Origin of the sequence: Acinetobacter sp. 766875 (assembly GCF_000582055.1) — a bacterium.
GTDB lineage: Bacteria > Pseudomonadota > Gammaproteobacteria > Pseudomonadales > Moraxellaceae > Acinetobacter > Acinetobacter nosocomialis.
In genome coordinates, this window is sequence record NZ_JEXX01000001.1 from 334,824 (window position 1) to 361,141 (window position 26,318).

19 protein-coding genes are annotated in these 26,318 nt (G+C 38.7%); 5 read left to right on the forward strand and 14 right to left on the reverse strand.

The window, feature by feature from the left end:
• Positions 1–101: 101 nt before the first annotated feature.
• Positions 102–860 carry a Nif3-like dinuclear metal center hexameric protein gene (locus tag J576_RS01520; protein WP_033855466.1) on the reverse strand — a complete coding sequence of 253 codons (759 nt, stop codon included), beginning with the start codon at positions 858–860 and terminating at the stop codon, positions 102–104.
• Positions 861–1,053: 193 nt separating this feature from the next.
• Here J576_RS01520 and J576_RS01525 point away from each other — a divergent pair, with 193 nt between their 5' ends.
• A complete protein-coding gene (locus J576_RS01525) occupies positions 1,054–2,229 on the forward strand; it encodes a S1C family serine protease (RefSeq protein ID WP_002052780.1) in 1,176 nt (391 codons plus the stop codon).
• Between the two features lie 49 nt (positions 2,230–2,278).
• Here the strand turns inward: J576_RS01525 and J576_RS01530 are convergent, their stop codons facing one another.
• The 6 genes from J576_RS01530 to ahcY form a co-directional block, all read right to left on the reverse strand.
• A complete protein-coding gene (locus J576_RS01530) occupies positions 2,279–3,517 on the reverse strand; it encodes a multifunctional CCA addition/repair protein (protein WP_002052620.1) in 1,239 nt (412 codons plus the stop codon).
• A gap of 91 nt (positions 3,518–3,608) precedes the next feature.
• Positions 3,609–5,879, reverse strand: a complete 2,271-nt coding sequence (locus J576_RS01535) for an NADP-dependent malic enzyme (RefSeq protein ID WP_002052468.1) — start codon at positions 5,877–5,879, stop codon at positions 3,609–3,611.
• A gap of 236 nt (positions 5,880–6,115) precedes the next feature.
• The gene (locus J576_RS01540; RefSeq protein ID WP_002052819.1) at positions 6,116–8,968 is read right to left on the reverse strand and encodes a putative bifunctional diguanylate cyclase/phosphodiesterase; all 2,853 of its coding nucleotides are present in this window, start codon (positions 8,966–8,968) and stop codon (positions 6,116–6,118) included.
• Positions 8,969–9,102: 134 nt separating this feature from the next.
• Positions 9,103–9,825, reverse strand: a complete 723-nt coding sequence (locus tag J576_RS01545) for a 16S rRNA (uracil(1498)-N(3))-methyltransferase (protein ID WP_033855467.1) — start codon at positions 9,823–9,825, stop codon at positions 9,103–9,105.
• 18 nt (positions 9,826–9,843) lie between these two features.
• On the reverse strand, positions 9,844–10,680 hold the full coding sequence (metF, locus tag J576_RS01550) for a methylenetetrahydrofolate reductase [NAD(P)H] (protein WP_002052821.1): 837 nt from the start codon (positions 10,678–10,680) through the stop codon (positions 9,844–9,846).
• A gap of 72 nt (positions 10,681–10,752) precedes the next feature.
• Positions 10,753–12,135 carry an adenosylhomocysteinase gene (ahcY, locus tag J576_RS01555; protein WP_002052729.1) on the reverse strand — a complete coding sequence of 461 codons (1,383 nt, stop codon included), beginning with the start codon at positions 12,133–12,135 and terminating at the stop codon, positions 10,753–10,755.
• Between the two features lie 221 nt (positions 12,136–12,356).
• Here ahcY and J576_RS01560 point away from each other — a divergent pair, with 221 nt between their 5' ends.
• Entirely contained in the window at positions 12,357–12,893 is a 537-nt protein-coding gene (locus J576_RS01560; RefSeq protein WP_002052417.1) for a cysteine peptidase family C39 domain-containing protein, read from the forward strand.
• Positions 12,894–12,931: 38 nt separating this feature from the next.
• Here J576_RS01560 and J576_RS01565 read toward each other — a convergent pair whose 3' ends face one another.
• From J576_RS01565 to lipA, 3 genes are all read right to left on the reverse strand, one after another.
• Entirely contained in the window at positions 12,932–13,315 is a 384-nt protein-coding gene (locus tag J576_RS01565) for a carboxymuconolactone decarboxylase family protein (RefSeq protein WP_000043121.1), read from the reverse strand.
• Between the two features lie 103 nt (positions 13,316–13,418).
• Positions 13,419–15,884 (reverse strand): acyl-CoA dehydrogenase, encoded by a 2,466-nt coding sequence (locus J576_RS01570; RefSeq protein WP_002052429.1) that lies wholly within the window; start codon positions 15,882–15,884, stop codon positions 13,419–13,421.
• Positions 15,885–16,166: 282 nt separating this feature from the next.
• Positions 16,167–17,180: a lipoyl synthase gene (gene lipA, locus J576_RS01575; RefSeq protein WP_001289255.1), complete on the reverse strand. Its 1,014-nt coding sequence runs from the start codon at positions 17,178–17,180 to the stop codon at positions 16,167–16,169.
• 196 nt (positions 17,181–17,376) lie between these two features.
• On the opposite strand from lipA, the gene sthA reads away from it, so the two are divergent.
• Complete coding sequence (sthA, locus tag J576_RS01580) at positions 17,377–18,789, forward strand: Si-specific NAD(P)(+) transhydrogenase (RefSeq protein WP_002052850.1); 1,413 nt, start codon at positions 17,377–17,379, stop codon at positions 18,787–18,789.
• Between the two features lie 243 nt (positions 18,790–19,032).
• Here sthA and J576_RS01590 read toward each other — a convergent pair whose 3' ends face one another.
• The 4 genes from J576_RS01590 to map form a co-directional block, all read right to left on the reverse strand.
• The gene (locus J576_RS01590; protein ID WP_002052551.1) at positions 19,033–20,247 is read right to left on the reverse strand and encodes an MFS transporter; all 1,215 of its coding nucleotides are present in this window, start codon (positions 20,245–20,247) and stop codon (positions 19,033–19,035) included.
• Positions 20,248–20,416: 169 nt separating this feature from the next.
• Positions 20,417–21,763 (reverse strand): MFS transporter, encoded by a 1,347-nt coding sequence (locus tag J576_RS01595; RefSeq protein WP_002052479.1) that lies wholly within the window; start codon positions 21,761–21,763, stop codon positions 20,417–20,419.
• Between the two features lie 407 nt (positions 21,764–22,170).
• A complete protein-coding gene (locus J576_RS01600) occupies positions 22,171–23,289 on the reverse strand; it encodes an OmpW/AlkL family protein (protein WP_002052859.1) in 1,119 nt (372 codons plus the stop codon).
• A 206-nt stretch (positions 23,290–23,495) separates the two neighbouring features.
• The gene (gene map / locus J576_RS01605; RefSeq protein ID WP_002052913.1) at positions 23,496–24,320 is read right to left on the reverse strand and encodes a type I methionyl aminopeptidase; all 825 of its coding nucleotides are present in this window, start codon (positions 24,318–24,320) and stop codon (positions 23,496–23,498) included.
• Positions 24,321–24,530: 210 nt separating this feature from the next.
• Here map and rpsB point away from each other — a divergent pair, with 210 nt between their 5' ends.
• Entirely contained in the window at positions 24,531–25,283 is a 753-nt protein-coding gene (gene rpsB, locus J576_RS01610) for a 30S ribosomal protein S2 (RefSeq protein WP_001982118.1), read from the forward strand.
• A 137-nt stretch (positions 25,284–25,420) separates the two neighbouring features.
• Entirely contained in the window at positions 25,421–26,296 is an 876-nt protein-coding gene (tsf, locus tag J576_RS01615) for a translation elongation factor Ts (RefSeq protein WP_002052897.1), read from the forward strand.
• The last annotated feature ends 22 nt before the right edge of the window (positions 26,297–26,318 follow it).

Sequence of the window (26,318 nt, forward strand, 5' to 3'; positions counted from 1 at the left end):
TATTGTAAATGATTCTGTTAACAATAGGGCATCGTTTTAAAGAACTATACACAATAAAGATCTAATTAATACGCATAACACAGATTGAAAAAAAGACTTAATTAAATCGGATTATTCAATTCAAAATATTTAGATTCAACAGTGAACTGATTTGAAATGGCTTGTGCCAAACGTTGAACTCCATAACGTTCGGTTGCATGGTGACCGCAGGCAAAATAATGAACACCTAATTCTTTTGCTTCATAAAAAGTTCGTTCACTGACTTCCCCTGAAATATAAGCATCACAGTTTTGCAAAGCAGCTTTAGCAATAAAATCTTGAGCACCGCCTGTACAGAAACCTACTTTTTGAATCGTTTTCTTCTCGGCTGGTAAGTGAATCACTTTAAAATCAAAGCTGTTTTGTAGTTTTGCTTTAAAGTCATCTACAGAAAGTGCTTGTTCTAAATAACCAATGTTACCAATTGGATGTTTCTCGGTTAAATCGAGTGGTTCTAAGCTTTGCAAGTTTAGCTTTTCTGCAATGGCGATATTATTGCCCAAAGATGGGTGTGCATCTAAAGGTAGATGATAAGCGACTAATGAAATATTATTTTGAATGAGTTTTTTAATGCGGTTGCCTCGCATACCAGTAATAGGATACGGTTCGCCTTTCCAAAAATAACCGTGGTGTACAAGTAATAGATCGGCATTTTGAGCAATAGCTGCATCAATTGCATCTTCAGAAGCAGTCACTGCACAAAGAATACGTTTTACTTCAGTTGAACCTTCAATTTGCAGGCCATTTGGTGCGTAATCTTTAAATTCTGCTGCTTTTAAGGTTTGGTCGCACCACTGAATAATTTCATGCAAATTTGCCATGATATTTCCTGAATTGAGTAGTAAAAGTTGCTAAAGCTATAGAAACATATTTTGTTGTGTAACTAAAGCTAGACAAATCTTTTTTGACTTTTTTATGTATATCGACATATTTAATTTAAAATGCTTAACTGAAAACTCTTTTTGTTCAATATATTAATTTAATTAAAAACTTCTTTGCGTAGAGGATATGAACGTGCGCCGCACCTTTACATGGTTACCTTGGGTGTTACTTATTATTGTAATTGCCAGTTTTATTGCATGGCAAAAATACCATCAGCCGAAACCAACTGTTGCAGTTGATGGGGTGCAAATGCCTGCTGAGAAAGTTGAGCCTCTGGTGAATACTTCTCGAACGGGTGGGGTGGTATCTTATAGTGCTGCGGTAAAAGTTGCAGCGCCGGCAGTTGTTAATATTTTTACGACCCAGAAAGTTAAACAAAATCATCCTTTATTAAGTGATCCAGTTTTCCGTGAATTTTTTGGAAATCAGGTTCCCGAACAACAACAGCAAAATGAAAATAGCTTAGGTTCAGGGGTTATTGTTCGTGCTGATGGTTATATTCTTACCAACAACCATGTGATTGCCCAAGCTGACCAGATCGTAGTTGCTTTACATGACGGACGTCGTGCAGAAGCTACAATTGTGGGGACTGACCCAGATACAGATTTGGCAGTTATTAAAATCGATTTAGATAAACTGCCAGTATTGCCATTTAAATTAAGTGGTAATGAAGTGGGTGACGTTGTTTTAGCAATTGGTAACCCGTTTGGTGTAGGACAAACGGTAACTCAAGGTATTGTTTCAGCGACAGGTCGATCAGATTTAGGTATTAATACCTATGAAGACTTTATTCAAACTGATGCAGCAATTAACCCTGGGAATTCAGGGGGAGCCTTAATTGATGTTGCTGGTAACTTGATTGGTGTGAATACGGCTATTTTTTCACAATCAGGTGGCTCTTTAGGTATTGGTTTCGCTATTCCTGCGAAGGTTTGTCAACAAGTACTTAACTCAATTTTAAAAGATGGCCGTGTGGTCCGTGGTTGGTTAGGTATTAGTTTACTACCACCTACACAAGACGATGTATTGGCACCAAAACCACCAGTTGGTGTAATCGTTGCTGATGTATTAAAAAATGGTCCAGCGGCTTCTGCTGGTATTAAAGTGGGCGATAAAATTGTTCAGGTGAATAATGAACCGATTACTTCGGCTTCTCATTTGATTAACTACGTTGCTTTACAGGCGCCAAATAGTGAAATTAATGTATTGGTTGAACGAGATGGTAAACAACAAAACTTTGTTGTGACTGTGGGCGAGCGAAAAGCGCAAAATACTCAATCTCAGTATATCCCGCTTCCTAAACGTTAAAACCTCAATAAAAAAAGCCTCAAGATGAGGCTTTTTTTATGACTACTGATTAAGAGTGGCTAAGGCTTTGATGTTGATTTTTAAACTCAGCTAAAGCCTCAATTCGATATTGAATGAGCATTTCACCAATTTCTGCACCCTTAATGTTCTCTGGTAAATCCTGAACTTTAATAGAGCGAACAATCTGCATCGCTTCACGCATATATTGAGCTTGAGGATACGGACGATCTTCTAGCCCTAATCTGCCTTTTGCATCACATTCACAGGCTTGGACAAAAGCTTCTACTCTTTCTGGACGACGTAAAACATCTAAGCGTTGTAATAGACGCCATAAAGTACCTGGCTTTAATGACATAATCTGGTGGCATTTTAAATGCTCTTTACACACTGATAATGCCAACTGCTTGGTTTGCGTTGGGACTCTTAAACGTTCACATAATTGAGTAACTGGTTTAATTCCGCGTTCTTCATGCATGATATGACGAGGAAGCTCATCGGCTGGAGTAAGCGCTTTACCCAGATCATGTACTAAAACAGCAAAACGTACATCGAGTGAGTAATTCGATTTACAAGCTTGTTGTAATGACATAAGGGTATGAACGCCACAATCTACTTCAGGATGATATTCAGGACGTTGAGGTACACCAAATAAAGCATCAATTTCAGGGAAAAGATGCTTTAATGCGCCACAATCACGCAAAGTTTGGAAATAAATATCTGCATGAGTTTCCATTAAAGCGCGAGAGGTTTCTTTCCAAACACGCTCTGGTGTTAATGCATCCAGTTCACCTGACTCTGCCATGGTTTGCATAAGTTGCAAAGTCTCTGGTGCAATTTGAAAACCATATGGAAAATATCGTGCAGCAAAACGAGCGACACGCAAAACCCGTAGGGGATCCTCAGCAAATGCTTCTGAAACATGACGTAGAATTTTATTTTCTAAGTCGCTTTGACCACCATATGGATCATATATTTTGCCATCTTGATCCATGGCAATTGCATTAATTGTTAAGTCACGGCGAATTAAGTCGTCTTCTAAACTTACGGTTGTATCAGTAAAGAATTGAAACCCATGATATCCCTGACCAGACTTTCGTTCGGTTCGTGCAAGTGCGTATTCTTCTTTGGTTTGAGGATGAAGAAACACAGGGAAATCTTTGCCTACAGGCTGGAAACCTTGGGCGAGCATGTGTTCCGGCGTTGCACCGACAACAACATAGTCTTTTTCTTGATAGGGATGCCCAAGTAAAAAATCTCGGACGGCACCGCCTACTAAATACACTTGCATGAAAAAACCTCTATTCTTCAAGCAATCATGCTACAGAATAGAGGTTTTCTCAAGTGATTAGAGATGCTTTTCGTAAAAAGCAGTTTCTAAATTACTTTTCTTGTTGTTGAATTTCAGCAACAGTTAAAGCAGTCATATTGATAAGGCGGCGAGTCGTCGCTGTAGGTGTCAAAATATGAACTGGTTTAGCAGCACCTAGCAAAATTGGACCAATTGTAACGTTGTTACCAGAAGTTGCTTTTAACAAGTTAAATGAAATGTTTGCTGCATCTAGGTTCGGCATAATAAGCAAGTTTGCTGAACCTTTGAAACGTGAACCTGGGAAAGCATATTGACGAATGCTTTCGTCTAACGCTGCATCACCATGCATTTCACCTTCAACTTCAAGCTCAGGAGCTTGCTCAGATAAAATACGATAAACTTCACGCATTTTTTGAGCGCTTGAATCAGTCTGGTCGCTACCGAAACTTGAGTGAGAAAGTAAAGCTACACGTGGTGTAATACCAAAGCGACGTACTTCTTCAGCTGCTAAAATTGTCATTTCAGCAAGTTGTTCAGCAGTCGGGTTAGTGTTTACATAGGTATCAGCAATAAACAAGTTACGATCTTCAAGCATTAATGCATTTAGCGTGAAGAAGTTATTCATACCTTCTTTAAGACCAATGACATTGCGTACGAAGTCAAGGTGAATGTTATAGCTACTGTAAGTACCGCATAACATACCGTCTGCTTTACCAAATTTAACCAGAAGAGATGCAATTAAAGTTGAACGACGGCGAGCTTCACGTTGAGCATATTCAACAGTAATGCCTTTACGTTGCATTGTTTGATAGTAGTCTTTCCAAAACTCTTCATACATCGGGTTTTGTTCTTGATCTACAATCTCAATATTTACACCGTGTTGTAAACGTAGGCCTAATTTTTTGATGTTTGCTTCAATAACTGCAGTACGACCAACTAAAATTGGTTTAGCTAAATCTTCATCAACTGCAATTTGAACAGCACGTAATACGCGCTCATCTTCGCCTTCAGCATATGCAATACGTTTAGGATCTGTTTTTGCTTGAGCAAAGATTGGTTTCATTAAGAATGCTGAGTTATAAACAAACTCAGAAAGTTTTTGACGATATGCAGAGAAATCTTCGATAGGGCGAGTTGCAACACCTGAATCCATTGCTGCTTTAGCAACAGCAGGTGCGATTTCTAAAATTAAGCGTTGATCAAGTGGGCGTGGAATTAAGTAGTCACGACCAAATGAAGCAGATTTTTCACCATAAGTAGCTGCGTCAGCTTCTACGTGAGCCATACGTGCAATTGCGTGTACACATGCAATTTTCATATCTTCGTTAATTGTTGTAGCACCTACGTCAAGTGCACCACGGAAGATATAAGGGAAACATAACGCATTGTTTACTTGGTTCGGGTAGTCCGAACGACCAGTTGCCATAATGACATCAGGACGTACTTCATGTGCATGTTCAGGCAGAATTTCTGGATCTGGGTTTGCTAATGCAAAAATAATTGGATTTTCAGCCATTTGTTTCACCATGTCTTTGGTGAGAATACCTGCAGCTGAAAGACCTAAGAACATATCTGCGCCAGCCATTACTTCATGTAATTGAGTCGCTTTAATGTCTTGTACATAACGCTTTTTAGATTCATCTAAGCCTTCACGTGAAGTCGTAAGTAGACCACGAGAATCGGCAACAATGATATTTTCTTTATTTACGCCTAACGCGCAAAGTAAATCTAAACAAGAAAGGGCAGCAGCACCTGCACCTGAAGCAACGATTTTGATTTCTTCAATTTTCTTGTTAACGATTTGTAGAGCATTTAATAATGCTGAACCTACAATAATACTTGTACCGTGTTGATCATCATGGAACACAGGAATTTTCATGCGTTCACGAAGTTTCTTCTCAATATAGAAACATTCTGGTGCTTTGATATCTTCAAGGTTAATGCCGCCAAAAGTTGGTTCTAATGAAGCAACAATATCAACGATTTTATCTGGATCGTTTTCAGCAATTTCAATATCAAATACATCAACACCAGCGAACTTTTTAAACAGAACGCCTTTACCTTCCATTACCGGTTTAGAAGCTAATGGACCGATGTTACCTAAACCAAGAACCGCAGTACCGTTACTGACAACAGCAACTAAGTTACCACGCGCTGTGTATTTTGCAGCAGCTGAAGGATCACGTTCAATCTCTAAACATGGAGCAGCAACCCCTGGTGAATAAGCTAGAGCCAAATCTCGTTGGTTGACGAGTTGCTTACTAGGCGTGACGCTGATTTTCCCTGGATTTGGATATTCGTGGTAATTTAAAGCGGCCTGTTTTAAAGATTGATCGTCCATCTGAGTCTCTATTTGATACAAAAAAGCAAACTAGTCAAATCACTCATTTAGGGGGAGGCAACTTATTTCGTTTACTTTGCTTTAATTTTTACCAATTAAGAGAATAGTAGACGAATTGCCAATAGCCCCGTAGTGAGCTAAATGCTAAAGAATATAACACTACTTCTTTATTTCTCACAGTCAAAAACGCTCATTTTTGGAAAAACCAGCGCATGTAAAATAGACTGTTAAAACAATTATGAAATATACGTATTTGATTGTAGATATTGAATAATCTGATTTGGATGGAGTGGGCGACTAAAGAAATAGCCTTGTAAAAAATCACATTGTTGTTTTTGTAGATAAATGACTTGTTCCTCACTTTCAACACCTTCAGCAACCAGTTTTAATCCCATACTTTTGCCCATCGCAATCATGGCATTGACAATTGCTTCTTGTTTTTGATCACCAATTTTAGAAATAAAGGCTCGATCTATTTTCAAAATATCGATTGGGTACTCTGTTAGATAAGCTAAAGATGAATAACCTGTACCAAAATCATCGAGTGCAATTGAAATATTGCGTTCTTTAATTGAATGCAATAATTTTTTCACATTATCAGTATTGTCTAATAAAGCCGATTCGGTAATTTCTAGCTCTAAATTTGAACCATCTAACTGATATTGTTCTAAAAACTCATCCAAGTCATTGAGTAAAAGGCCTCGATGAATTTGTTGGGCAACAATATTTACCGAGACTTGGATATCTGTATAGCCAGCTTTTTTCCATTCTTGTAATTGTTTGCCGACTTTATCTAAAACGACTTTACCGATATCAGAAATAAGGCTACTACGTTCAGCAAAAGGAATAAACATATTCGGCATAACTAGTCCTTTTTCAGGATGTTGCCAGCGAATTAAAGCTTCAAAACCCTTAACTGATTTGTCATTTAAATTAATTTTCGGTTGGTAATAAACAACGAATTCATCATTTTGAATGGCTTTACGGAGCTCTTGTTCTAAATCGGCTGTCTTATATGGATTTGTTGTTTTATTACAATAATAGCTAATAGTATTGCCGCCCAGACGTTTTGCTTCTGACAATGCTTGTTCAGCGTGGTTGTTAAGATGGTCAACTTGTCTGCCATGTTCTGGAAAACAAGCGACTCCAATAGATGCTGTAATAAAATATTCCTGCTGATCAATATAAAAAGGTGCATTCAAAGCTTGTAATATATTTTGGCAATATTGCTCAATATTTGGGTGAATCGGTGATATTTCATAAATAATCGCAAAATCATCCCCATTTAAATAAGCGACTAAAATAGCATTAATATTGGTGAGACGTAGACGCTGTGCAAATTGTTTCAGTAGTTCGTCACCACTATCATTATTTAAGAACTCATTAAATGCTCTAAATCTATCAATATTAATTCGAATTAATGCCAGATTTTTAAAACTATAAGAGGGATTGACTAAATATTGATGTAATTGATTGTAATAATAAAAACGGTTAGGAAGGTGAGTTAAACTATCATAATTTTTTAAATAAGATAAATGTTGCTCTTGGCGTTTTTGCTCAGTTAAATCACGTGCAAAACCAATATAATTAATGACTTGATTGTGTTCATCTTTAACCGCATTAATATGAAGCCATAAATAAACACTCTTACCCGAAGCAAATTTTTCATCAAACTGGCCCATATATTCACCAGTTTTAAGAAGTTGTTGAGTAATCGAGTCATGAAACTGTTGTTGCTGCAATTTCTGATTTATTGCGATGTTAAATAACTGCTGATTTAATAACTCAGATTTCGAAAAACCAGTTAATTTTTCATAATAAGGATTAACATCAATATAATTAAGTTTTTCATCTAGAATGAAAATTCCTTCAGCAGCTTGTTCAAGCACAATAGCGCAGAGTCTTAAATGCTCTTGATCTTTTTTTTCCTGATGAATATCTCTGGTCATTCCAACCATGCGTAAAGCTTTATTGGTTTTAGGATCACGGCTAATGACACGCCCTACATCATGAATCCAGCGCCAAGAGCCATTACGACGTAAAATACGAAAAGTAATATTGAAATGATCAGATTTTCCTTCCAAATGTTCTTTTAAACGTTCATCAAATAATTTTCGGTCATTCGGATGAATACGCTCTAATATGGTTTTGAGATGTAAAGACGTATTTTGCGTTTGTTTTTGTTGATCAAAAAAAGTGATTTCTAGTTTTTGTTTTTCAATATCCCAGTCCCACGGTCGAATACCTGCAGTTTCATGGGCAAATGCTAAATTATGACGATGACTTTCAAGCCTCTCATTCATTTTGGTTAAGTCGTATGTTCTTTCACGTACTTTTTGTTCGAGTAAATGATTATTAAATTGAAGCTGTGCTTCAATATCTTTGGATTTATTTACTTCTTGTTGGAGCTGTACACATAACTCTTCAGCCCATTGAGTATGCTGTTCCGCGACTTGTACAAGTTGCTTATTTTTAAATAATAGTTGAGAAATTTTTTGATAGTTACGTTGAGTTGCATACGCACAAAGCAAAGTTGCTACAAAGGCTAAGTTATAAGCAAAGTAAAAAGGAAGTTGGGTGACTTGAGAATGGGTAAATTGACTAATAAGGAGTGGAACTGTACTTGGAATAAAGAGTAAATAAAAATATCGGGGCTGCTGAGTTAAAAAAGTAAGACCAATAATATGTGCTGAAGTAATAAATAGGGCGATTAGGATATGAACATCGGATACGGAGATTAAGCTAGCTGGAAGTGAAAAATGAAGAACAATTATATTTGTTCCCATTAAAATTCCAGAGAGCAAACAAATAGCTTGCAGGGTCAAATCAGTTTTTTTAATAAAATTAATATCGCGATATTGTGTTAAAAGTTTTGGAATAAATAATAGACAGGTAAAAATTAAAACGGTAAAGCCAATTGACCAAATAAACTTTGTAATGTAAGAAGTAAAGTAACAAGAGAAAATAAGGGCTGAAATTAGGCAAAGTAATATTAGGCTAATCAGATACCAGCGAATATATTGAATTGAGAGCCGGAGCTGTTCAATTTTTGTTTGATACTGTAAATATTCTTCCTGAAGGCCAGACATAAGATTTTTCTATCCTATTTTTTTACATTTATACAGAAAGAATCTGATTTATCAGTGGAAAAAAATTTAAATTAATATTCATACAGTAAAAGTAAGTTAACTTTAATTGTTGATTTAATCAATGTTCAATTAGTTTATATGGATAAAAACCGATAATTTAAAATAGATAATGCTACAACAGGTGCAGTTTCAGTGCGTAATACACGATCTCCAATACACCAGTTCATAAAACCAGCTTGATTCGCTTGCGTAATTTCATTTTCGCTTAAACCACCCTCTGGTCCAATTAATAGGGCAAGTTCAGGCTGAATCCCTGACAATACATCTTTTTGTTCTTTTTCAGGAGCTAAAACAAATTTAGATACAGGAAGTTCAGAAGAGCTTAGCCATTCATTAAGCGAAATAGGAGCTAAAACTTCTGGGACTAAGTTAAGTCCACATTGCTCACATGCTGCAATCGCAACAGCTTGCCAATGGTCTAATTTTTTTTGGTCTCGGTCATATTTCAAACGCATTTCACAACGTTCACTGGTTAAAAGCTGAATTTTGCTAACACCAAGTTCAGTGGCTTTCTGAATAGCATAATCCATTCGGTCACCTTTACTCATGACCTGACCAAGAACAGCTTTAAAAGGGGCATTACGGTTTGCAGGATTAAAATTCTCAATGGTGACAAATGCATTTTTTTTATTAATTTCGGTGAGTGTTGCGAGATATTCACCACCTTGCCCATTAAATAGAGTGGCTTTTTCTTGTAGTTGTGCGCGTAAAACCCGCACCCAATGATGGAATACCGATTCAGTCAGTTGAATTGTTGAGCCAACTGTAAGTTCAGTTTCGATAAAAAAACGATTCATTGGGTACGCCTTACAAAATTAATTTAAACCAAGATCAACAACAAGTTGACGAGTTGGTTCGACTTGGTTCATTGAATAGAAGTGCAAGCTTGGTGCACCACCTGCAATCAGGCGTTCGCATAGCTTAACAACAACTTCATGACCAAAAGCTTTAATACTTTCACTGTCATCGCCATAGGCTTGTAATTGCTTACGAATCCAGCGAGGAATTTCAGCACCAGTACCATCTGCAAAGCGAATTAAGTTACTTGCATTGGTAATTGGCATGATACCAGGAGCGACCGGAATATGAATTCCAGCTTTCTCCAAGCGCTCTATAAAATAAAAGTATGAATCTGGATTAAAGAAGAATTGGGTAATTCCTGCATTGGCACCAGCTTGTACTTTTTCAATAAAACGTTGGATATCTGAATCAAGGCTTTCAGCTTGAGGATGCATTTCTGGATAAGCTGCAACTTCAATATGAAAATGATCACCTGAGTGTTCACGAATAAAACGTACTAAATCTTGAGCATAAGGAAGCTCGCCAAGTCCAACCTGACCAGATGGTAAGTCACCACGCAAAGCGACTATACGGTCAATGCCTTGTGCCTTGTACAAATCGAGTAGTTCAGCAATACGTGTCTTATCATCGCCAATACAAGAGAGGTGAGGAGCAACAGGCGTGCCTTTACCGTTGAAATCATCAATGGCAGCAAGCGTACGCTCACGAGTAGAACCACCAGCACCATAAGTAATTGAGAAAAACTCAGGGTTTAATAGCTGTAATTCTTGGTGAACAATACGAAGTTTTTCAGCACCAGCATCAGTTTTTGGCGGGAAAAACTCAAAAGAAATAGGTGTACGTTTAGTCATGTCAAATCCTTGTAAACAGCGAAACATTATTTAGAAAAAAGGGCAGTCGGTTCACCGTCTGCCCTTAAATTCTTAGTATTTGTAAGCGTCAGACTTGAATGGTCCCTCAACAGCAACACCTAAATAATCGGCTTGCTCTTGAGTTAACTGAGTAAGTACACCACCGAAACCTGCAACCATTGCCGCAGCAACTTCTTCGTCAAGTTTCTTAGGAAGAACTTCTACACGAATTTTTGCAGCTTTTTCACTTGCAGGAAGGTCAGCAAATTTCTCTTGGAATAAGTGAATTTGGCCTAAAACTTGGTTAGCAAAAGAACCATCCATTACACGTGATGGGTGACCAGTTGCATTACCTAGGTTTACAAGGCGACCTTCAGAAAGAAGGATAAGGTAGTTGTTTTCGTCTTCTGAACGATAAACTTGGTGAACTTGTGGCTTAACTTCAACCCACTTGTAACCACGTAAATACGCAGTGTCGATTTCTGTATCGAAGTGACCGATGTTACATACAACTGCACCAGCTTTTAAGCTGTCTAACATTGCTGCATCACACACGTGGTAGTTACCAGTTGTTGTTACAACAAGGTCAGTGTTGCCAAGAAGGTCATGGTTAATATCTTCTTTTTTGCCTGTTTGTACGCCATTTTTGTATGGAGATACAACTTCATAGCCGTCCATACATGCTTGCATTGCACAAATTGGGTCAACTTCTGTTACACGAACAATCATGCCTTCTTGACGTAAAGATTGAGCAGAACCTTTACCTACGTCACCGTAACCGATCACAAGCGCACGGCGGCCAGATAACAACATATCTGTTGCGCGTTTGATTGCGTCATTTAATGAGTGACGGCAGCCATATTTGTTGTCGTTTTTGGACTTAGTAACTGAGTCATTTACGTTAATTGCAGGTACTTTCAAAGAACCGTCTTTCCACATTTCGATAAGACGTTGAACACCTGTTGTTGTTTCTTCGGTAATACCGTGAATACGTTCTAAAAGGGCAGGGTATTTTTCATGAACAAGAGCAGTTAAGTCACCGCCATCGTCCAAAATCATGTTGGCATCCCAAGGTTGACCATTTACATTGATCTGTTGTTCTAAGCACCATACATATTCTTCTTCAGTTTCACCTTTCCAAGCAAAAACTGGAATACCGCGAGCAGCAATTGCAGCAGCAGCATGGTCTTGAGTAGAGAAAATGTTGCAAGATGTCCAGCGAACTTCAGCACCTAATTCAACAAGCGTTTCAATAAGAACCGCTGTTTGAATGGTCATGTGGATACAGCCAAGAATTTTTGCGCCAGCAAGTGGTTTAGAAGCTGCATAGCGTTTACGTAAGCCGATCAAAGCTGGCATTTCTGCTTCAGCAAGTTTGATTTCTTTACGACCGTAGTCAGCAAGTGAGATGTCAGCAACTTTGTAATCTGTAAATGAAGCATTAACCGCGTTCATCAGGATCTCCTAGGAAAAAATAGTATTGATCATTCTGTTCGCGGATGCCGTTGTTGGTTAAAACGAGTGTCTAACCGATCGTCGAGCCTGGCAAAATGATCTTTAGTGCCGATCATTTGTCGCAGCATCCCTCGACTAGCGAAACATTGTACTTGGAAAAGCTTTTAGTGCCAATCTAGTTTTGTTTATTATCTGCGTAATTACGACTTTAGGTTTAAATTATGGCCTTAAATATTCCCGAATCTTTGGCAAATCTCGAAGCGAACAGTGGAGTTTTCGCAGTTTGGATGGTACTAAAGCATTATGGGATAGAAATTGATGTTGCTGAGTTGATTAAAGTTTGCCGATATGAGCAAGACGGTACCTATACGATTGCTTTAGCTGTTGCTTTAAAAAAATTTGGTTTTGATGTGTCTTTTCACTCAGATCATGATCCCAATATTAGCCCCAGCGAACGCATGAGCTATAAAGAAGCAAAGGTACTAAAAATTCCAATAGGATCTGCTTTGAGCTATCAAGATATTCAAGCTGCTATTCATAATGGAAAAATGATGATTGTGTACTACGACACTTTAGATGGTGTAGGTAATCAGTCACTGATTTATTCTATAGATCAAAATGAAATTTGCTTTTTTGATAGTTTTGAGCCGATGTCGTCAGCAGTTTTTGAGAATCAACGTAAAGCAGAAGGTATTTGCCGTCAGGCTGTCGTGATTGGTGACCGTAATTTAAATATTCATTCGACTAAATTGAATTAAATTTAAATGAGCCAGTAAAGTGTTGGCTCATACTGAAGTTATTGTTGTTGATATTCTTGAATGACTTCTAAAGCAGCGCGAAAAGCTTCCTGAGTAGCAGGAGCGCCGCAATATGGCAAACTATGCAATAAAGTTTCCTGAATTTCTTCCACTGTACAACCATTATTGAGTGCACCACGGACATGGCCTTTAAGCTCGGTAGGAGATTTAAGCGCAGTTAACATTGCTAGAGTGATTAATGAGCGATATTTACGTGGTAGCACACCTTCACGCTGCCAAGTCGAACCCCAAGCATGTTCATTAATCCAGTCTTGTAAGGGCTGGGTAAAGGGTACCGTATTTTCTTGTGCACGTTTTACAAAAGCTTCTCCCATCACTTCTGTGCGTACTTTTAATCCATTTTCGTAATCTTGCTTAGACATTAATTTCTCCTAAAAATAAAAGCGTCGAGTGACGCTTTTATGGTTATTTATTAATTAATGCGAATCAAAAATGATTGCAATAGTGAATTGGTGGAGGCATCAGTCACACTATTTGATGAGGGTTTGATAAAGGCAGATCCTTGTCGAGTTTTTCATCAAAAACATCGGTAAGCATGCTGTCAAATCGAATTGCATTGTATTGCAACAATTGTTGAGCTTCGCTATCAGAAATAAAGCCTTCTTTTGTAGCCTGCGCAATATTCTCTTCAAAAGTAAGCCCTGTAAATTTTCCTTTAGATTCAGCTTTCTTAAACTTATCCCAAAGCGGCTCGATGGTTCTTAAAATCTGGAATGTATGTTCCAGACGTCCAGTCACGTCATTAGGTTCAGTTGAATAGTACACATGGTGTTTAAGTTGCTCTCTAAATGGGTGTTCTTCCATCATAAGTTCAGCTACTTGTTGTTTTAACTCATCGTCAGGTTTTGAAATCATGCGGCCTAACGGGAAACATATCCATTTTACAAGTGCTGCTGGAAACTTGGCTGGGAAGTTATCAAATAATCCCCAAAATGCTTCCTGAATATTCAAGAATGCTTTTTGTAGTGCTAGCTTAGCATGCAGTTGTTCAGCTTCAGTTTTTTGCCCAGCTTCATAAAATTTTAAAATTGCAGTAGATATAAATAAATGCGCATGTATATCGGCTAAACGTCCTGATAGCATTTCTTTACGTTTTAAATCTCCGGCAAGTAAGCCAAGCGACATGTCAGAAACAAGTGCGAAGTTGGCACTAAAACGGTTAATCGTTTTATAGTAACTCGCAGTGAACTGATCTGATGATTGAGGTGCATCACTTGAACCACCTGTCCAACCATAAGCAAATGATTTTGCACCACGGTTAAAGGTATAGGCTAAGTGTTTAAATAACAGGTTGTCGAATTTTTGAACTGCATTGGCTTTATCATCAGACTGAAGCAATTGTAGTTCTTCAAAAAGATAAGGGTGACAGCGCATTGAACCCTGACCAAAAATCATTAATGAACGGGTTAAAATATTTGCACCTTCGACTGTAATTGCAATAGGAATAGCTTGATAGGTAAGTGCAAGGAAGTTGCGGGGCCCAAGCTGAATACCACGTCCACCAGCAATATCCATGCCGTGATTAACCACTTTGCGCATGGTTTCAGTTGCATAGTATTTTGCCATGGCGGTCATCACGGCAGGGGTTCCACCTTGATTTAAACCACATGTCACTAAATAACGGAATGCTTCAAGCATATAGGCATCACTGGCAATTTCACTACTTGCTTCTTGTACACCTTCAAATTTGCCGACAGAAATATTGAACTGTTGACGAATTCTCGCAAAAGCACCGACAGTAAGATAACTCATTTCACCTGCGGCTGTGGCTAATGCTGGAAGGGAAATACCACGACCGACGCCTAAGCATTCCATCAGCATGCGCCAGCCTTTACCAGCATTTTCTTGTCCGCCAATAATCCAGTCAATTGGAATGAAGACATCTTCACCCTCTACTGTTCCATTCATAAATGGAGAGCCGGGATAATGGCGTGCACCTATTTTTACACCTGCATGGCTTGCAGGAATGAGTGCACAGGTAATACCGTATTCGGTTTTATTTTTATCGCCGAGTAGACCTTCAGGGTCATAAAGCTTAAATGCTAAGCCAACTACGGTGGCAATTGGAGCAAGCGTAATCCAGCGTTTAGAGAAATTCATGCGTAGACCAAGAACTTGAGCGCCTTCATATTCGCCGTAGCAAACCACTCCCGAATCTGGAATTGCGCCTGCATCTGAACCTGCTTCTGGACTCGTTAAACCAAAGCATGGGATCTCTTCACCTTTAGCCAGGCCTGGTAAGTATTGCTGCTTTTGTGCATCAGTACCGTAGTGCATGAGTAGTTCGCCGGGTCCTAATGAGTTAGGAACCATACAACTCACCGCAGCAGTTAACGAACGCGAGGCAATTTTGCTCATAATGCGGCTTTGAGCAAATGAGCTAAATTCTTTACCGCCAAAGGATTTTGGAATAATTAGGCCTAAGAAACCTTTATCTTTAATGAATTGCCAAACTTCAGGAGGAAGGTCTTTTAATTGATGATGAATTTCCCATTCATCAAGCATACTACATAGCACTTCAACTTCATTATCGATAAAACTTTGCTCTTCTTGCGAAAGTGTAGGATAGGGATATTTTTCAAATTGCGACCAGTCTGGAGCCCCCATAAACAATTCTTTTTCCCACCAGCTTGTTCCTGCTTCTAAAGCTTCTTGTTCGGTTGTGCTGATGCTCGGCATTGAATTTGCCAGAGTTTTATATGCAGGTTGAGTAATTAAGTTAAACCGTAATGGTTTAAACAAAATGATAATGCTCAGCGCAATAAGAGGAATACCTAAGAGTAATGACCATGGCGTTAAAATGAATGCAGTAATTATGGCGACCGCAATCATAAGAACACTGCCAATGACTCTGTTTAGGTTAAAAAAGAAAATTGCCCATATTGCAATGAGCTGAATGATAATACTTAAAACAAAGAGTAGGAAAATCATACTTGCTCCTTGCTAGATAAGCCCTCAAGTTGGAAGTTACAAAAAAAAGCGATGAGAGATTAAGGCTTAACTAGCTAATTTTTTAATGCTGTTTAAATTTAATTTTTTATGTCGCAATTGATGTATATGCTAGAGCAGGGATATATCGTGCTTTTAGATATAAGATATTTTTAAATGAATGTGTAATGGCTTGTTTTATCGATTTGTCAAGAAATGTTATTGATTTTCTTATACAAATAAAAAGCCCTCAAATTAGAGGGCTTTTTAAAAAGATTTACTAGATTAAGCTTCGACGACCTGAACCGCGATTTTTTTAGCAGGATCTACTTTACGACGAACTTCTGGTACTGGTTCACCATGATATTGGCGGTCAGCAAAATAACTTGAACGAACCATTGGTGCAGACCAGATATTTCTAAAGCCAAGTTTACGGCCATGCTCTGCATAGCGTTCAAACTCTTCTGGTGTTACAAAACGGTCAATTGGCGCGTGTTGTTTAGAAGGTTGTAAATATTGACCGATAGTCACATAGTCGACATCGTGAGCACGTAAGTCATCAAGTAATGCAATCACTTCTTCTTCAGTTTCACCAATACCTACCATCAAACCACATTTTGTTGGAATGTCAGGGCAGTATTCTTTAAACATTTTCAATAAGTTTAAAGAATGTTGGTAATCTGAACCTGGACGCATGGCTTTATACAGACGAGGTACAGTCTCAATGTTGTGGTTAAATACGTCTGGTGGACATTCAGTCATAATGCGTAAAGCAATATCCATACGTCCACGGAAGTCTGGCACTAAAATTTCGAGTAATGTATTTGGACTAAGCGCACGAGCTTCTTTAATACAGTCCACAAAGTGTTGTGCACCGCCGTCGAGTAAGTCATCACGGTCAACCGAAGTAATTACTGCATATTTGAGCTTAAGATTGGCAATTGTCTCTGCCATGTGACGAGGCTCATCAGGGTCTAATGCATTTGGACGACCATGTGCTACATCACAGAACGGGCAACGACGTGTACAAATATCGCCCATAATCATGAATGTTGCTGTACCACCACCAAAACACTCTGGTAGGTTAGGACAAGCTGCTTCTTCACAAACGGTATGGAGTTTTTGAGCACGTAAAGTCGTTTTAATACGCTGAACTTCTTCTGGTGCCGTCATCTTGACACGAATCCAGTCAGGTTTACGCGGCACTTCAACCGTAGGTACAACTTTTACAGGAATTCTTGCGACTTTTTCAGCGCCACGAAGTTTTACACCCTGTTCAGGTTTACGGTGTTCTGACATATTTAACTTTTCCACTCGTTTATAGAGACATTGACATTGTATTATAGCGGAGTTCTTTGGTTAATAGCGGAAAATAACTATTCATATAATAAATGTGGTTATTCAGAAATATAGGGTTGAGAAATACATAAATTCACCGCATATTAGTCATAATCTATTATAAAATATGGTCATTCAAGAGAGGAAGGAGCTTTCAATGCCACGTAAAAAAGAGGTCGTTAGTGGGAATTTCGTTAAGTACGATACGGTAGTTCTCGGTTCTGGACCTGCAGGTGAAGGCGCGGCAATGAAGCTTGCAAAAGCGGGTAAGCGTGTTGCAATTGTAGATGTGCGTGATCAACTTGGTGGTAACTGTGCTCACGTAGGGACTATTCCAAGTAAAGCATTGCGTCAAACAGTATCTAGTATTATCCGCTATCAACGTGATCCAATGTTTCAAAAAGTAGGTGAATGGAAACAGTTCACCATGAAGCAGGTTTTGCGTAATGCACACAAAGTAATTCAACAACAAGTTGATACACATACACGCTTTTATGATCGCAACAAAATCGGTGTATTCCATGGCCGTGCATATATTCAAGATAAAAATACAGTTTTAGTTTTTAGCCATGAAGGCATTAAAGAAACAATTATCTGTAAGCAAATCGTGATTGCGACAGGTAGTCGTCCTTATCATCCACAAGGTCTCGACTTTGACCATCCTCGCGTATTTGATTCAGATAAAATTCTTGATCTTGATTATTCAATTCAAAAAATCATTATTTACGGTGCAGGCGTTATTGGCTGTGAATATGCTTCAATCTTTATTGGTTTAGACCATAAAGTTGATTTAATTAATACTCAGCAAAAACTATTAAGTTATTTAGATGATGAAATTGCTGATGCTCTGTCTTATCACTTACGTGAGCAAGGGGTGTTAATTCGCCACAACGAGCAAATGGATCATCTTGAAACATTTGATGACCACGTTGTTTTGCACTTACAAAGTGGTAAAAAGATTAAAGCTGATGCGATTCTTTGGTGTAATGGCCGTTCAGGAAATACAGAAGGTTTGGGTCTTGAAAATGTCGGACTAGTACCAAATAGTCGTGGTCAACTTTCTGTAAATGATCAGTATCAAACTGAAGTTGAAAACATCTATGCTGCTGGTGATGTGATTGGTTGGCCTTCACTTGCTTCGGCTGCTTATGACCAAGGACGCTGTGCTGGTGCGAACATGAGTGGTGAAGATGCGAAGCCAGTGCGTGATATTCCAACAGGTATCTATACGATTCCTGAAATTTCTTCGATTGGTAAGAATGAACAGGAATTAACGGAAGAGAAAATTCCATATGAAGTGGGGCAGGCATCTTTCCGACATTTAGCACGTGCACAAATTACGGGTGATACCGTGGGTGAGTTGAAGATACTTTTCCACCGCGACACTTTAGAAGTTTTAGGTATTCACTGTTTTGGTAATAATGCTGCCGAAATTATCCACATTGGGCAGGCAGTTATGCACAGCCCAAATAATACCTTGAAATATTTTGTTGAAACGACTTTTAACTATCCAACAATGGCTGAAGCATATCGTGTAGCTGCACTTAATGGTATGAATCGTTTATTTTGATTTTAAATAAGTTTTTCATAAAAAAGTCCGCAAACTTGCGGGCTTTTTTATTTTCATTAGACCATACGATTTTTATATTTTTATGACAATGTACAGACTGATTTTAGTGTCTCATCTATCTAGTGTGCACAAAATGCTTGATTAAAATATTCAAATAAATCAGGCGTCTGCTTCCATAATACGATAGAAATAACCAGAAGAGCGGCAATGAAGAAAGTCATAATTGTTTTCAAAAGTAAGGCATTATGCGTCATGAATAACAGCCTCCTCATTTACAAAGAAATGTACGATTACCCCTAATATACTCAATGCAATAGAGCAGAGCCAAATCGCATTGTAATTACCTGCTAAGTCATGGTTAACACCACCAAGCCAACCGCCAAAGAAAGAACCAACTTGATGGGTGAAAAACACGATTCCGCTCAGCATTGAAAGATATTTAACGCCAAACATATTTGCCACAATGCCGTTTGTAAGCGGAACTGTAGAGAGCCATAGAAGTCCCATGATGATGCCAAATGCATATACCGTATAAGTGCTTAAAGGTAATAATAGAAAGGCAATGATTGCGATGCCACGGCTTCCGTAAAGTGCCATTAATAGTTTAGGTTTCGAGAAACGGTCTCCCAACCAACCTGCACCGTAAGTTCCCACAATATTAAATAACCCGACCAAAGCAAGAAATACTGTACCTGTGGCTGCATCAAAGCCGTGATCGATTAAATAGCCTGGTAGGTGGACACCTAAGAAAACAACCTGGAATCCGCACACTAAAAAACCTAAAGCTAACCACCAGAACGGCTTATGTTTTCTAGCAATATTTAGTACTTGTTTAAAGGTGAGCTGAGGTTGAGCGGTTGCTTTTGGGGCTTGGTTGCTTGGCCCTTTTAACATCCATGCTAGAGGAATGATAAGAGCGATTAACAGCGCACTTACCATTAAAGCTGACGACCATCCCACTGTTTTAAGTAAGAGAAGGGTGGAAGGCAGCATAATAAATTGGCCAAAAGAACCAGCTGCACTGGCAATGCCCATTGCCATACTTCTTTTTTCTGATGGAGCAGCTCGGCCTACTGCGCTAAGTAATACTGTGAATGAAGTGGCTGATAAAGCTAAACCAATAATAAGACCTAGGCTCAAATTCAAAATGAGTACACTTGAGCTAAAAGCCATTAAGAGTAAACCAAGCGCATAAAGTAATCCGCCGACAGCAACCACAACTTTACTGCCATATTTGTCTGCGATTGCACCGGTAAAAGGCTGCACAGCTCCCCAAATTAGATTTTGCATAGCAATTGCGAGACTAAAAACATGCTGACCCCAACCAAAATCATGGCTCATTGGGACCAGATAAAGTCCGAAACCATGACGTACACCTAATGAAAGAGCCAAAATAATGGCACTACCAATGAGCATATAAATGAGTGATTGAGAAAACTGGTTGCTTGTTTTAGTCATTGTGAGTGTAAAGTTATAAGAATGTGATGAATCATTGTAAAAGATATATCGTATAATATCGATATATCTATAAAAATATTTAAGAAGAATTAAAAAGCTTGAAAGAGGTATGTGACGCTATAAAAAGTAAATAAGCAGAAATCATTTTAATTTCTGCTTATTATGAAAATTAAGCTGCGGAATTACGTTCAAGTAGAGCTTGTTCAAAAAGTACTTTTTCCTTTTCTTTATGCTCGGTTGTGAAGCGAATCAAAATTACGCTACAACCTGCAACCATAACCAGTCCACCTAAAATAAAGAGACAAGTTTGAACATCAAGTACACCTTTTAACAAGAAACCAGCTGCTACTGCACCAGCATTTCCACCTGCACCAATAATTCCTGCAACACCGCCTAATGCATTGCGATCAATAAATGGTACCAATGCATACGTTGCGCCGCAGGCCATGTGGGTAAATAGTGCAAAGATAGTCATTGAAAGAATAGCGAGAGTGACGCCGTTCATTTGAGAGAAAAGAATCAAAAATAAACCTTCGCCTAAAATCATGAGTACCAGTACCTTAGTGCGTCCGTCTAGTCCTTTTTTAAGTGCGACTTTATCTGAAATAATGCCTCCCAATGCTCGTGCGAATAACGCGAGAAGGCCAAATATTCCGGCCGTTAAGCCCGCAGTTTTTAAATCCATTTTGAACTGATCAACATAGTACATCGCTGCCACGTTATGGATAAAAATTTCGATACCAAAGCATGCGCCATAAGCCAGAAATAAAATCCAGACGCGGTAGTTACGAGCAGCTTGCATTAAAATTGCCATACCGCCTTTTTTACCACTGCCAACTTCAATACCTTCTGCCCGAACTTCTTTAAAATTTCCTTGAGGGCAATCTTGAGTTAGTTTCCAGTAAAGGACTCCCACAATTACCATCATTACACCAGGTACGATGAGAGCAATGCGCCAACCCATAGTTTGTTCGACACCAAACATGACAATTGCACCAAGTAATAAAGGCATTAACGCTTGAGTTGCACCGCCACCAGCATTGCCCCAACCAGCTGCTGCTGCATTTGCTGTGCCTACAACGTTAGGCGCAAACATAATACTCGTATGATATTGCGTAATGACAAAGCTTGCGCCAATTGCACCAATCAGCAAGCGGAAGAATAGAAAAGATTCATAACTGTTAGCAGCAGCGACACCAAATACCGGAATACTGCCAAGTAAGAGTAGGGCTGTATAGGTAATTCGTGGACCATATTTATCGCAAAGTGGTCCTACAGCAAGTCGTACTAAAATCGTAATCGCAACGGCGGCAATATTAATATTGGCAATTTGATCTTTTGTTAAGCCAAATTCGCCTTTAATAACAGGCATTAGTGGAGCACATGCAAACCATGCGAAAAAACACACAAAAAATGCGAGCCAAGACATATGGAACGCACGCATGGCTGGAGTTGAGAAACTAAATAATTTAATCTCAGTTGCTTTTTTTGCATCTAGATTGATATTTGAAGACATACGTCGTCCCCCTGAACTGAACGAAATTTTAATTTGCATGACAAATTGAATTGTCTATATGCATACCGATCAGAGCGGACGTCATTGGCCGTCTTGGTTTATCCATTGAATCGCCATTGATTCATCATGTTGTAATAAAGCAAAGGACGTGCCAAAAAGTAATTTTTACTAAGAGGAAAACTTTAGTTTTTAATTTTATTAAATTAGTTAGAAAATAAAAAAATTAATGACTAAAACAAAATTAAGAAAATAGGAAGAAATAGGAAAATGATGAGAGATTCTTTTAATAAGAAATGCTCATTTTTTTAGCATATTGGTTTAAAAAGAAGCAGCTTTAATTTGTTTAATAAAAAAAAGCTATAAAAACCTTTAGTAAAGCTTTTATAGCTGGGGTGCTTTTAAAAAAATTAGAAACGATAACCTATACCAACATATGTGATCAGTGGATCGATATCAATGGTCGTTTTTGCACGAATTAAATCTTTTCCAGTATTGCGATCAATTACATTAATTTTGGCATCACTGCTCATTTTTGAGTATGAAACTGAACCTACAGCAAACCAGTTTGGTTTAAAGTCATAGGTTGCGCCTAATGTAACAATTGGCGCAAAAGCATCAGTCGCTTTAAGTTTTACAACTGGATCTGCAGAAGATGTTTTACGATCTAGTGCTGCACCTGCCTTATTATCATGAATATTCTGTATCATGTGACCCGCTTGAATTAAATCGGCTTCAATACCAGAGTTCATTTTTAAATCATTAAAGTAGGCATACATCACACCAGCTCCAATATAAGGACGGAACTTATTTACTCCTGTTTTGCCAAACTGATATTGCAATTCCACAGCTGGTAACCATGCACGTGCAGTCGCAGCCTTACCCCCTTGAGAAAGATCAGTAATATGAATGTCTTGTTTCAAAGGAATATCCCCACCCGCTTTGGTAATACCATCTCCTAAGATTCCTCCAATCACAGATCCATCTTTTAGTGGAGTAGCTTTACCAGAAAGAGGAGCATAAATATTACCTTTTCCATTAATATCTACTTTAGGTGGAATACCGCCTTTAATTTCTAAAGATAAATTGTCCGTAAAGTTGTAGTTAAACATAAGTCCGGCAGTATCAACATCAGCAGCTTCTAAGCCAGAACCTTGTTGTTCCCATTGAGACAGACCATTAATTTCTGCTGTACCTGCAAGTGATGAGGGAAGGGTGTCAGTAAACTTATCCAGAAGGCTAATAGTGCTATACCAGAATTTTCCTGAAGGTTTACTTTGGTCGATTGCGTCTAAAACGGCTTTTGTAGATACATCTCCAACTTTAGAAGTAGTTCCTTCTGCAACACTAGTATTAATATTAACTGGATTTGCGCTTCCTTGTGGCATGGCATGTAACCAGCCAGCAGAAACCGAAAAACGCTTGAAACCATCACCATCTTTAAAACTAAAATATGGTGAAGCAGCGAAAGTGACTGTAGGCAGAGCAAAAAAGGCAGCTGTCATACAAAATAATGACTTTTTCATCATAAAGGACTCCATGTCCGGACATTTGTTTACTGATTTTTATTGAGCCCACCATAGCGCGTTTTATTAAAATGATTGTGTAATAAAAATTAATAATTGTAATGTTTTTGAAATATTTGTTTATATTTAGAAAGATTTATTAATAAAAAGTACAAAATAAAAAATAAAAGGCTACATAAAGTAGCCTTTTATTAAATCTGATTAAATTATTAATTGAAGCGTGAGAGGTCTTCTTCAGGACGAGCTGTTAACACTTCAATACCTGTTTGAGTCACTAAAATAGTATGTTCATACTGAGCAGAAAGTTTATGGTCTTTAGTTACAACAGTCCATTTATCACCAAGCAATTTAGTCTGCCAAACACCCACATTGACCATAGGTTCAATGGTAAAAGTCATACCTGCTTCTAAACGCATACCTGTACCCGGTTGTCCATAGTGCAATACTTGAGGTTCGTCATGGAAGACAGTACCGATACCGTGGCCGCAATATTCACGTACTACGCTAAAACGTTCTGACTCGACATATTTTTGGATGGCATGGCCAATATCACCTAAATATGAACCGTCTCTAACCGTTGCCATTCCACGATACATTGCTTCTTGAGCAACTTTACATAAACGGTTTGCCAAAATAGAAGTCTCACCACCCACGATATACATCATGTTAGTGTCGCCGTGATAACCGTCTTTGATCACGGTTACATCAATATTAAGAATATCGCCGTTTTTCAAGATTTTATTTTCAGAAGGAATACCATGACATACAACATGGTTAACCGAAGTACAGATAGAGTGTTGAAAAGCAGGGCGTCCTGGAGCACCGCCGTAACCTACGCAGGCTGGAATAGCGTGTTGTACATTTTCAATATGATTACGGCAAATCGTATCAAGTTCGAGGGTGCTTACACCGGCCTTAATATACGGCTTGATCATCTCTAGAACTTCAGCCGCCAGTCGTCCTGCAATGCGCATTTTTTCAATTTCATCTGGTGTTTTGATTAATCGACGTGGAGCTGTATAAGTACTGTTCATGATCTCTAAAAACTTTTGGTAATTTACAAGCGTCTATGGTATAAATAGCCGCCCATTTTATCAAATGCTTTTCGTGAATATCTTTTACGAAGAATTTTGATAGGTGGAGTAAAAAATCCGCACATATATCGTCACATTACTCTGGGTGCCCGTAAAAAGGTGGAGAATGCGGATATATGGAGGCCTAACCCAACTTTTAAGGTAAAGAAAATGGCAGATTACAACGTAAGCATGCGCGACCTTCTTCAAGCAGGTGCGCACTTTGGTCACCAAACTCGTTTCTGGAACCCAAAAATGCGTCAATACATTTTTGGCGCGCGCAACAAAATTCACATCATCAACCTTGAGCACACTGTTCCTGCGTTAAATGATGCTTTGAACTTCGCTAACCAATTAGCAAGCAAAAAGAACAAAGTTTTGTTCGTTGGTACAAAACGTGCTGCTTCTAACATCATCCGTGAACAAGCTCAACGCGCTGGTCAACCATATGTAGACCACCGTTGGTTAGGTGGTATGTTGACGAACTGGAAAACACTTCGCCAATCTATCAACCGTTTAAAAGATCTTCAAACTCAATCTCAAGACGGTACTTTTGCTAAGCTTACTAAACGTGAAGCTTTAGAACGTACTCGTGAGATGGAAAAACTTGAGCGCTCTTTAGGCGGCGTTAAAAACATGGGTGGTTTACCTGACGCATTATTTGTAATCGACGTTGATCACGAAGCGATTGCAATTAAAGAAGCTAAGAACTTAGGTATTCCTGTTATCGGTATCGTTGATACAAACTCTAACCCAGATAACGTTGATTACGTTATTCCTGGTAACGACGATGCGATCCGTGCAGTAACTTTATATGCTTCAGCTATGGCTGATGCAATTCTTGCTGGTAAAGAATACGCTCAATCTCAAGCGAACGCTCAAGCAAAAGGCGATGACGCTGCGAAAGACGCTTCTGAGGCTTAATGCGTTTTGACGCAGGCTTGTCATTTTTGCGACATGTAATGGTGGCAAATTAAGCGTCGAGAGTGCAAACGGCCCAGAGTTTCTTTGGGCCGTTTTTGTTGAACAGATTTATTTTCTACCGATTTTAGGAGATCAACATGACTGCAATTACTGCAAGCATGGTAAAAGAATTACGTGACCGTACTGGTCTTGCAATGATGGAATGCAAAAAAGCATTAACAGAAGCGAACGGTGACATCGAACTTGCTATTGATAACCTTCGTAAATCTGGTCAAGCTAAAGCTGCTAAAAAAGCTGGCAACATTGCTGCTGACGGTGCAATCACTATCGTTCAAGACGGTAATAAAGCGATCTTAGTTGAAGTAAACTGTCAAACTGACTTCGTTGCTAAAGACGAAAACTTCTCTAACTTTGCACACGCAGTTGCTGCTGCTGCTTTAGCTGCTGGCGAAACTGATGCTGCTAAAATCGCTGAATTAAAATTGGCTGATGGCCAATCAGTTGAAGAAGCTCGTATTGCGCTTGTTCAAAAAATCGGTGAAAACATCCAAGTTCGTCGCGCGAAAATCGTTGAAGGCGAAAACTTGGCTATCTATAAACACGGTTTAAAAATCGGTGTTGTAGTTTCTTACACTGGTGATGCTGACACTGGTAAAGGTATCGCAATGCACGTTGCTGCATTCAACCCAGTAGCAGTAAGCGCTGAAGCTGTTCCTGCTGACCTTATCGCTAAAGAGAAAGAAATTGCTGAAGCGAAAGCGTTAGAATCTGGTAAGCCAGCGAACATCGTTGAGAAAATGGTAACTGGTTCTGTTGAGAAATACTTAAACGAAGTTGCTCTTGACCGTCAAATGTACGTTATCGACAACGAGAAAAAAGTTGCTGACGTATTAAAAGCAACTGGTACAACTGTTGCTAACTTCGTACGTTTCGAAGTTGGTGAAGGTATCGAGAAAAAAGCTGAACTTAGCTTTGCTGAAGAAGTTGCTGCTGCTCAAGCTGCTGCGAAGTAATTCGTATCTTCAAAAAAAGCCC

Bases quoted from the DNA above. Each gene is read 5' to 3' on its own strand.
- J576_RS01520 (WP_033855466.1), bottom strand. From the start codon at position 860: ATGGCAAATTTGCATGAAATTATTCAGTGGTGCGACCAAACCTTAAAA.
- J576_RS01530 (WP_002052620.1), bottom strand. From the start codon at position 3,517: ATGCAAGTGTATTTAGTAGGCGGTGCCGTCCGAGATTTTTTACTTGGG.
- J576_RS01535 (WP_002052468.1), bottom strand. From the start codon at position 5,879: ATGGACGATCAATCTTTAAAACAGGCCGCTTTAAATTACCACGAATAT.
- J576_RS01540 (WP_002052819.1), bottom strand. From the start codon at position 8,968: ATGTCTGGCCTTCAGGAAGAATATTTACAGTATCAAACAAAAATTGAA.
- J576_RS01545 (WP_033855467.1), bottom strand. From the start codon at position 9,825: ATGAATCGTTTTTTTATCGAAACTGAACTTACAGTTGGCTCAACAATT.
- metF (WP_002052821.1), bottom strand. From the start codon at position 10,680: ATGACTAAACGTACACCTATTTCTTTTGAGTTTTTCCCGCCAAAAACT.
- ahcY (WP_002052729.1), bottom strand. From the start codon at position 12,135: ATGAACGCGGTTAATGCTTCATTTACAGATTACAAAGTTGCTGACATC.
- J576_RS01560 (WP_002052417.1), top strand. From the start codon at position 12,357: ATGGCCTTAAATATTCCCGAATCTTTGGCAAATCTCGAAGCGAACAGT.
- J576_RS01565 (WP_000043121.1), bottom strand. From the start codon at position 13,315: ATGTCTAAGCAAGATTACGAAAATGGATTAAAAGTACGCACAGAAGTG.
- J576_RS01570 (WP_002052429.1), bottom strand. From the start codon at position 15,884: ATGATTTTCCTACTCTTTGTTTTAAGTATTATCATTCAGCTCATTGCA.
- lipA (WP_001289255.1), bottom strand. From the start codon at position 17,180: ATGTCAGAACACCGTAAACCTGAACAGGGTGTAAAACTTCGTGGCGCT.
- sthA (WP_002052850.1), top strand. From the start codon at position 17,377: ATGCCACGTAAAAAAGAGGTCGTTAGTGGGAATTTCGTTAAGTACGAT.
- J576_RS01590 (WP_002052551.1), bottom strand. From the start codon at position 20,247: ATGACTAAAACAAGCAACCAGTTTTCTCAATCACTCATTTATATGCTC.
- J576_RS01595 (WP_002052479.1), bottom strand. From the start codon at position 21,763: ATGTCTTCAAATATCAATCTAGATGCAAAAAAAGCAACTGAGATTAAA.
- J576_RS01600 (WP_002052859.1), bottom strand. From the start codon at position 23,289: ATGATGAAAAAGTCATTATTTTGTATGACAGCTGCCTTTTTTGCTCTG.
- map (WP_002052913.1), bottom strand. From the start codon at position 24,320: ATGAACAGTACTTATACAGCTCCACGTCGATTAATCAAAACACCAGAT.
- rpsB (WP_001982118.1), top strand. From the start codon at position 24,531: ATGGCAGATTACAACGTAAGCATGCGCGACCTTCTTCAAGCAGGTGCG.
- tsf (WP_002052897.1), top strand. From the start codon at position 25,421: ATGACTGCAATTACTGCAAGCATGGTAAAAGAATTACGTGACCGTACT.